Source organism: Endozoicomonas euniceicola (assembly GCF_025562755.1).
GTDB lineage: Bacteria > Pseudomonadota > Gammaproteobacteria > Pseudomonadales > Endozoicomonadaceae > Endozoicomonas_A > Endozoicomonas_A euniceicola.
In genome coordinates this window covers 2,905,154-2,912,500 of record NZ_CP103300.1, presented here as the reverse complement: position 1 = coordinate 2,912,500, position 7,347 = coordinate 2,905,154, and the positions used below count along the sequence as shown (strand labels likewise).

The window sequence follows — 7,347 nt, the reverse complement described above, 5'->3', positions numbered from 1 at the left end:
GCGGCGGTGCATTCTAGCGAATCCGTTTTTGATGTCAACCACTTAACTCGTTCTAAAAAAAGTAAGTAGCAGATCAATCTGGATTCGTGACTGAAACTTCAGATGGGCTTCGTTAGAAGCGGCTTTGGAAGTGATGTCCCGATCAGTGGAGGCGTAGTATACGCAGAAATTGATCTATGGCAAGCAGTAATTGAAATTAATCACGCCTATCGCAGTGAAAGTCGTACTGAAGGCAAGCGCCCTGAAAAACAGGTTCTACATCTATATAGGAAGGACGCTTTATACTTTCAGGCTCGACGGAAATCGAATGAGACGACCTCTGCAATCGCTTTCTTCCCAAGCATAAGCATCAAGAGTCGATCTATGCCAATAGCAACCCCGGCGCAATCTGGTAATCCATGCTCCAAAGCCGCAATCAGGTTCTGATCGTAAGGGTAAACAGGGTATCCCTGAGTCTGCCGCTTTTCCAGCTCATTAATAAAGCGGGCTTTCTGTTCCATGGCATCGGTAAGTTCATGATAACCGTTGGCCAGCTCTACACCATTAATAAACAACTCAAACCGGGCTGCTACTTTATACCCTTCTTTATCTTTATGGGTTCGAGCCAGTGCCGACATGCTGGCAGGGTAGTCATAAACGTAAACACCAGCCAGTGTTTCCGGAGAGCTTTTCCCAAGGTTGGGTTCGATAACGGTAGAGAACAACAGGTCGAGGCAGTCATTCCGATCCAGATCGTTTAGCTGAGCATCTACATGGTAATGAACAAGCTCAGTCAGATCGCTTGACGTTGCTGTATGAGGGTTTATTCCAAGATACTGGCTGAATATGTCGCTGTAACTGACCCGGCTAACTTCCACAAAGGCAGAGACAGAACCGAGTAAGGCTGTCATATCGTCCATTAGGGTCTGTTGATCCATCCCAACCCGATAATACTCAAGCATGGTGAATTCAGGATTGTGCCTACCACCTGCTTCACCGTTACGAAAAACCCGGCCAAGAGAGTAGATATCGCCACTGCCGGCAGCCAACAGTCTTTTCATCGCAAACTCTGGAGACGTATGCAGATAGCAATCCTTTTCGTACCCCTCTCCTAAAGGTTTGTACTGAACCTGAAAGCTATCAATAAACACATCGACGGTTGCAGCGCCTGAAAGCATTGGAGTTTCAACTTCCAGAACTGAATGATCGTCAAAGTACTGCCGTATACCTTTAAGCAGCTCTGCTCTTCTGCGCAGCGTCACTAACGAAGCGGAAGGTTGCCAGCAGTTCTTAGAAATAGCATCGCCGATCATCGGCTTATTACTCCTGTTTTAGAATCATTCATAGGATTCATTTCTATACTTAAAAAGCAATTGATTGTAACAAGGAAGTGAATATGATGTTGTTTAAGAAAATCCCAGCCATTCTGGCAATGAGCCTGATACCCACATTAGCCATTGCCTGCCCTTACTCTAAACCCAATAACCCTCAGCCACCTGCCGCATGTTCTATTCCCGACGGCGTCTATGTGTTAAGCGGCACACTCTCAACCGCCTCCAATTATACGATGCTGGCCTTTGTTCAGGATGCGTCTGCAAGGATACTTATTAAAGATAAAGCTGGAAACAGTGACTTTATTATTACCTCTAAACGCCCCAAGCGTGGTCCCCGTCATCACAGAAGAGGTATGACTCATGCTTCAGGTGGGCCAGATGCCCACGGGCATCACCACCGGGGTGGTCATGGTAAGCATCGTCGTCCCGGAGGGCATGGGAAGAAACACGGAAGACCTGTCATGTGCCAGGGAAATCAGATAAAAGTCTGTTTTGGTCCTGAATCTAAAAAGGCGATAGCCACTCCCAAAGGGCTGACAGGAAGCATGCAGCTGACTCATAGCAATGGTCAACTGTCTGGATCAATCACCCTGAATGGTAGTCTTAACGGTAAGAATGATGTTCAGCTGATCAGGCAAAATCGTTAAAACGCCTGGCATCGGGTTTAAACAACAAAAAAGGGGAAGCCGTCTATTGCTTCCCCTTTTTATATAACGAAGCGATACTTACTTCACACGACCCACGTACTCACCGGTACGGGTGTCGATCTTCAGCTTTTCGCCTTCAACGATGAACAGCGGTACTTTAACGGTAGCCCCCGTGGACAGCTTGGCTGGCTTGGAACCGCCCTGGGCGGTGTCCCCTTTCAGACCCGGATCGGTTTCTACCACCTCCAGCTCGACAAAGTTAGGAGCCGTCACAGACAGTGGAGCACCGTTATACAGAGTTACGCTGTATACTTCCTGTTCCTTCAGCCAGTCGATGGTGTCACCCACCGCAGCTTTGCTGGCAGCGTGCTGCTCGTAAGAACCATCCGTCATCATGAAGTGCCAGAATTCACCGTCGGTGTACAGGTACTCCATGTCATAGTCCATTACGTCAGCTGCTTCGATGCTTTCGCCAGACTTGAAGGTACGCTCCCAAACCCGGTTACTCATCAGGTTACGGAACTTAACGCGGTTAAAGGCCTGGCCTTTACCGGGTTTAACAAACTCGTTCTCGATCATGACGCATGGGTCACCTTCGAGCATTACTTTAAGTCCTGAACGAAACTCGTTGGTACTATAACTAGCCATCAGTCGCTACCAGTGAATACAAAAACCTCTATGATAACCCGTTCCGCACCCGGTGTGCATACTTGCAACCAACAGACTGCCTCTGACAGCTGGCAAATGCAGTTGGCAAACTGTGTGACTCAACCAGAAAAGTTGCTGGAACTTCTGGGTCTGAGCCCGTCTCTTTTACCTGCGGCGGTCAATGCCAGTAAAACGTTCGCCATGCGGATTCCCCGTTCATATATAGCACGTATGGAGTACGGCAACCCGAATGACCCTCTGTTAAAACAGGTTTTGCCTCTGGAGCAGGAACTTCAGGAGGTGGCTGGCTTTGGGATCGACCCCCTGGGCGAACAGGATAAAAATCCAACCGAAGGGGTGATCCATAAATACCACGGGCGTTTACTGCTGATCACCAGTGGTGCCTGTGCTGTCAATTGCCGGTTTTGTTTTCGGCGGCACTTTCCGTATCAGGACAATCAGCTAAGCGGCCGTCATCTTGAAGAAGCCCTGAATTATATAAAGAACAACCGTTCTATCCGGGAAGTAATCCTGTCTGGAGGCGATCCTCTTGCAGCCAGTGACCGACGTTTACGGCAGCTGGCTGAAGCATTGGCGGATATTCCTCATGTTAAAGTGCTGCGAATCCACACCCGACTGCCCATTGTTCTGCCCGACCGTGTTACCGATGACATGCTAAGCTGGCTCGGCTCGACTCGATTGAAAACCGTCATTGTGCTGCACTGCAACCACGCTAATGAGATCAACGGCAACGTCAAAACGGCCATTGCCCGTCTGAAACAAGCGGATATTACGGTTCTGAACCAGACGGTTCTCCTGAAAGGTGTTAACGATACCGTCGTTGCACTGGTTGAACTGAGCGAAGCCCTGTTTGATGCAGGCGCTATGCCCTACTACCTGCACCTGCTCGATAAAGTGCAGGGGGCTGCGCATTTTGATGTTTCCAGAGAGTCGGCTCAAGACCTGGTCAGGGGCATGATGGAGCGCTGTTCTGGCTACCTTGTTCCCAGACTGGTTCAGGAGATAGCCGGAAAGACCAGCAAGACGATTATTCCTTTGAATTGATTAACGGTTTCAGCTTAAGCAAAGGCTGACTATCGAAAAGAATATTCAGGGCTTACAAAATCGTTCATTCAATGACTTTTTATAGGCTTTTTATAGGGAAAGGCAATTTTTATCACCAAAGGTGACGAAAATTGCCTGCTCTGTTCACGGCTGTTTATGATGAATAAATACCTGAAGGTTTTTAAGTCGACAAAATCAGGACTTTCCCATGGACACGCAGATTGAAAGGACTCAGCTGCAGGTACCTGAACGCAACCTTAAGACGCTGACTTTTTGTAGTGCGGATGCACAATCATTAAATCAATGGCTTCAGGCATTGCCGAGAACGAACCTGCCCGATTGTGCCAAAAAACTGGGTTTTGCCCTCAAGGAACTGGCAAAACTTAATACGACGTCAAAAGAGTTGTTCGGACTGATTGAACTGGTTAGACCTGTTGTTTATTTCATTACACACCAGATAAATCGTAACGAGCTGACTGAAGGCATTATCCACAGCGAACAACAGCTGTCTTTGTTAGGGAAATGTCAGCAACTGCATTTGCTACTGTTCGGCTGCTACAAGTCTGTTGTCGACATTTATATCAAAAACAGTGACTACAGTGCCCTGCTGGCAGCGCCACTGCACCGGGCAATAGCTGAAAGCCACAGCCTTCTTCTGCTTATGCAGGAGCATTACCGGGGCATGCCCGAAACCGTATGGCTGGATACCCACAAGCTGGTTTACATTGCTGAGGAAAATGACATGCAGCAATGTAGCCTTGATGACCCACTGACGGCCAGTGCCCGAGAGCTGACGATCATTGATCAATATAAACGAATGCTTCTGTTAAGCCATTGCCGTTCTAACCAGTTACACCAGGCAGAGATTCGTCAGGTCAATAAAGCCCTTTGCTTATGGGCACCCCATGGCAAACTTCTGGACCAGCCGGATCAGAACTGCTGGTTTATGGTAAATACACTATCCGATGAAGGCCTTTACCACACATTAACCGAAACCAGCAATGAACACCCTGGGCTAAAAGGTATGGACACCCGGGTTCTCAGTGCTCACCTGAAAAAAATGGTCAGCTCTATTGACGAAAAAAAACCGGCTACTTTGTCAAAAAAACTGATTCTGCATCTGGCTTCTGCCTGGGGCGCAGCAATACAAAGGCAGCATATTCGCCAGGAAGGGTCTGAAAGCTGTTCATTTGCTTACGGCAGTAGTGCCTCTCATTATTATTTATCAGACAAACAGGTATTTGATGATCTGGTCAAAAAGCATTCAGACTCTCATAAGGCCGGAAAAAGCGGTTTTATTCCAGATAAAAGTGATATCTGGGAAGATGCACATGATGTTGACCAGAAAACAGGGGTATCCGAAGATAAGGCCTCTCTGGATTTTCAAGCGACTACCACCGGATCTCCACTCTACCCCTGCTTTTCTGGAAAAGTGCTTAACACCAGTGCTGGCGGCTACTGTTTACAGATGAGGGCTAATTCGGAAATAACTCTGGTTCCGGGCGAGCTAATTGCCGTACAGGAAGGAGCGCAAACCAACTGGATACTGGCGAGCGCTCGCTGGGTACACTCTATAGACGACAATAATATTATGCTTGGTGCGCAGTTGCTCAGTGCCAATACCAGACCCTGTGCGATAACGCCGCTCAAGAAAACCCGGGATGCCAGCCACTATCAAAGAGCTTTCCTTCAGCCCGCCATGCCTGCCCTGAATAAACAGGCAACCCTGATCACACCACGCATACCCTTTACAGCCGGGATGAAGTTTATTCTTCTGGAAGGTGGAAAGATCAGAAAAGGTCAGTTACAGGAGTGCATAGAATCAACACCGAGCTATAGTCAGTATCAGTTTCGATTTCTGGATAGTTCACTATAAGGTGCAAGAGTGTTCAGGCTGTACCCTTTCATCAAACTGACTGGTTTTGTATTAGCGTTGTTCAGTGCTGGCTGTAGTACCACTGAAAAAGTGATGGACTCATGGCGGGGACATCATATAGAAGAAGTTGTCGTAAACTGGGGAGCTCCCAGCTCCAGTCTGAAGCTTACCGATGGCAGAAGTATATATAGCTGGATTTCAAACTGGGGCTCTGCTTATCTTCTGAATACCTGCCGACAGTCTTTTACAACGGATCAAAATAATATCATTCAGAACTGGCGTTTTACCGGTTGCCCACAATGGCAGACCCTTTCGGTGAAAGATATATCGGAATTATTTCCGCAAAAAAAATAGATATGTGTTGTTTATCCATCTTAATAAGAAAAATCTCACCAAAACCATGATCCAGACCCAATCACAGGTATCTGTTTCAATAACAGGGTAACAGTGCCCTCTACAATTCCAAGAATGCTTTCCATTTTAGAGTTCACGGTTTCAAGACCTTCAAACAAAGGCTTGAATCGTTTTTTTTGCAATTCTCCGCCTTTGGATAGAACAGCACCCGCAAATATCGTATTTGGAGGAAGTCTGGGGGTTAATTCTGTTTCTTGATAGGACTCATCAAAAGAAAAGTGCATATCAGGGTGCATCATTGCCATGTCGTGCAGAGAGTCTCCGGCAGAGCTGATAATTTTTATTTTTCCTTTAAATGAAGAATGTTCATTTGACAGCCAGTTCATTAATCTGGAAAAAGAGGCACCCTTATTATAATGCCTATGATACAAAAAAATGATACTTGTATTGTCTTCATACCTTTCATATCTTTGATGCCAATAGTCATACTTTGATTCTGATTGTGTAATGCTTTTCATTATCCTGACAACCTTTTTTATATTTGTATCACTTGTATCACTTTCTTCATCACTTGCATTTTCGGAAGGCTGACATTCATTTTTTAATGAATGGGGTGAAAAGGCAACTTCACAACCATTGATACTTAACAGCTCATGATGTTCCATATAAAAATATTTATCATTTTCAGAATTATCAAATACAAGTTTATCGCCATTGAAAAGCGGGTTGTTTGCAAACTTATTAAATAAGTAATAGGAACCTTCATCAGCAATGATTATATCTGGCTTGGGGATGGGCTTAGACCATCTTTTAAATGAGAAATCATTAAAAGATTTGTCGCGACCCGTATTATAAATAAGTAGCAGCTGCTCACTCTCTCTTAGCTCCTGAAATACGGTGGTCAGCTCAGCACTCAAGTCTTCATCATCTTCACTGGAATGATAATAAATGGTTCCATCAATATCCCACACAAGAATTAATACCCATTCGGGGTTCTCAGTCATGATTTTTCTAAGTTCTTCTAATTGCAGCTTTAAATTGTAAAGGTTTTCTATTCTTTTCCTCTCTTTATCATTTTTTCCCATTGTCATAAAAAATAAATAAATTTGATTGTAAACCGATGTAAACAGGTTAACCGCAAAACCTTTCCAGGTATTCCGGGAGTTTGAACTTGATAAAAGTCTGCCACCCAGACCATCAACTTTAGAGATATTACAACCTGCGTTTTTTATTTTCTGATTACAAAAACTTTGTGAAACTGCATTAATGTTCTCATTCCAAACAGAGGTTCGCATGATAAGCTGGCCTGAAGAAAACACATCAGTGCTAACGATTAACAACAAACTTGAGAAAAGCACCTGACACCATAAATAGAGTTCCACTTTAACTCTTGGCAGCTGTATTGTTACCACCAGTCCCTCTCCAAGTATGAAATGCATATGAA

At 45.4% G+C, this 7,347-nt stretch carries 6 protein-coding genes; 3 read left to right on the top strand and 3 right to left on the bottom strand.

Annotated elements, in window-relative coordinates; all coding sequences use genetic code 11:
• Nucleotides 1–287: 287 nt before the first annotated feature.
• Entirely contained in the window at nucleotides 288–1,292 is a 1,005-nt protein-coding gene (gene epmA / locus NX720_RS11310) for an EF-P lysine aminoacylase EpmA (protein WP_262601217.1), read from the bottom strand.
• Between the two features lie 83 nt (nucleotides 1,293–1,375).
• Here epmA and NX720_RS11305 point away from each other — a divergent pair, with 83 nt between their 5' ends.
• Nucleotides 1,376–1,960 carry a hypothetical protein gene (locus tag NX720_RS11305; RefSeq protein WP_262601216.1) on the top strand — a complete coding sequence of 195 codons (585 nt, stop codon included), beginning with the start codon at nucleotides 1,376–1,378 and terminating at the stop codon, nucleotides 1,958–1,960.
• Nucleotides 1,961–2,038: 78 nt separating this feature from the next.
• Here NX720_RS11305 and efp read toward each other — a convergent pair whose 3' ends face one another.
• Nucleotides 2,039–2,608, bottom strand: a complete 570-nt coding sequence (gene efp / locus NX720_RS11300) for an elongation factor P (RefSeq protein WP_262601215.1) — start codon at nucleotides 2,606–2,608, stop codon at nucleotides 2,039–2,041.
• Between the two features lie 30 nt (nucleotides 2,609–2,638).
• On the opposite strand from efp, the gene epmB reads away from it, so the two are divergent.
• Nucleotides 2,639–3,673 carry an EF-P beta-lysylation protein EpmB gene (gene epmB / locus NX720_RS11295; protein WP_262601214.1) on the top strand — a complete coding sequence of 345 codons (1,035 nt, stop codon included), beginning with the start codon at nucleotides 2,639–2,641 and terminating at the stop codon, nucleotides 3,671–3,673.
• 208 nt (nucleotides 3,674–3,881) lie between these two features.
• A complete protein-coding gene (locus NX720_RS11290) occupies nucleotides 3,882–5,549 on the top strand; it encodes a hypothetical protein (protein ID WP_262601213.1) in 1,668 nt (555 codons plus the stop codon).
• A gap of 389 nt (nucleotides 5,550–5,938) precedes the next feature.
• On the opposite strand, the gene NX720_RS11285 is transcribed toward NX720_RS11290, so the two are convergent.
• Entirely contained in the window at nucleotides 5,939–7,315 is a 1,377-nt protein-coding gene (locus NX720_RS11285) for an HAD family hydrolase (RefSeq protein WP_262601212.1), read from the bottom strand.
• Nucleotides 7,316–7,347: the final 32 nt, after the last annotated feature.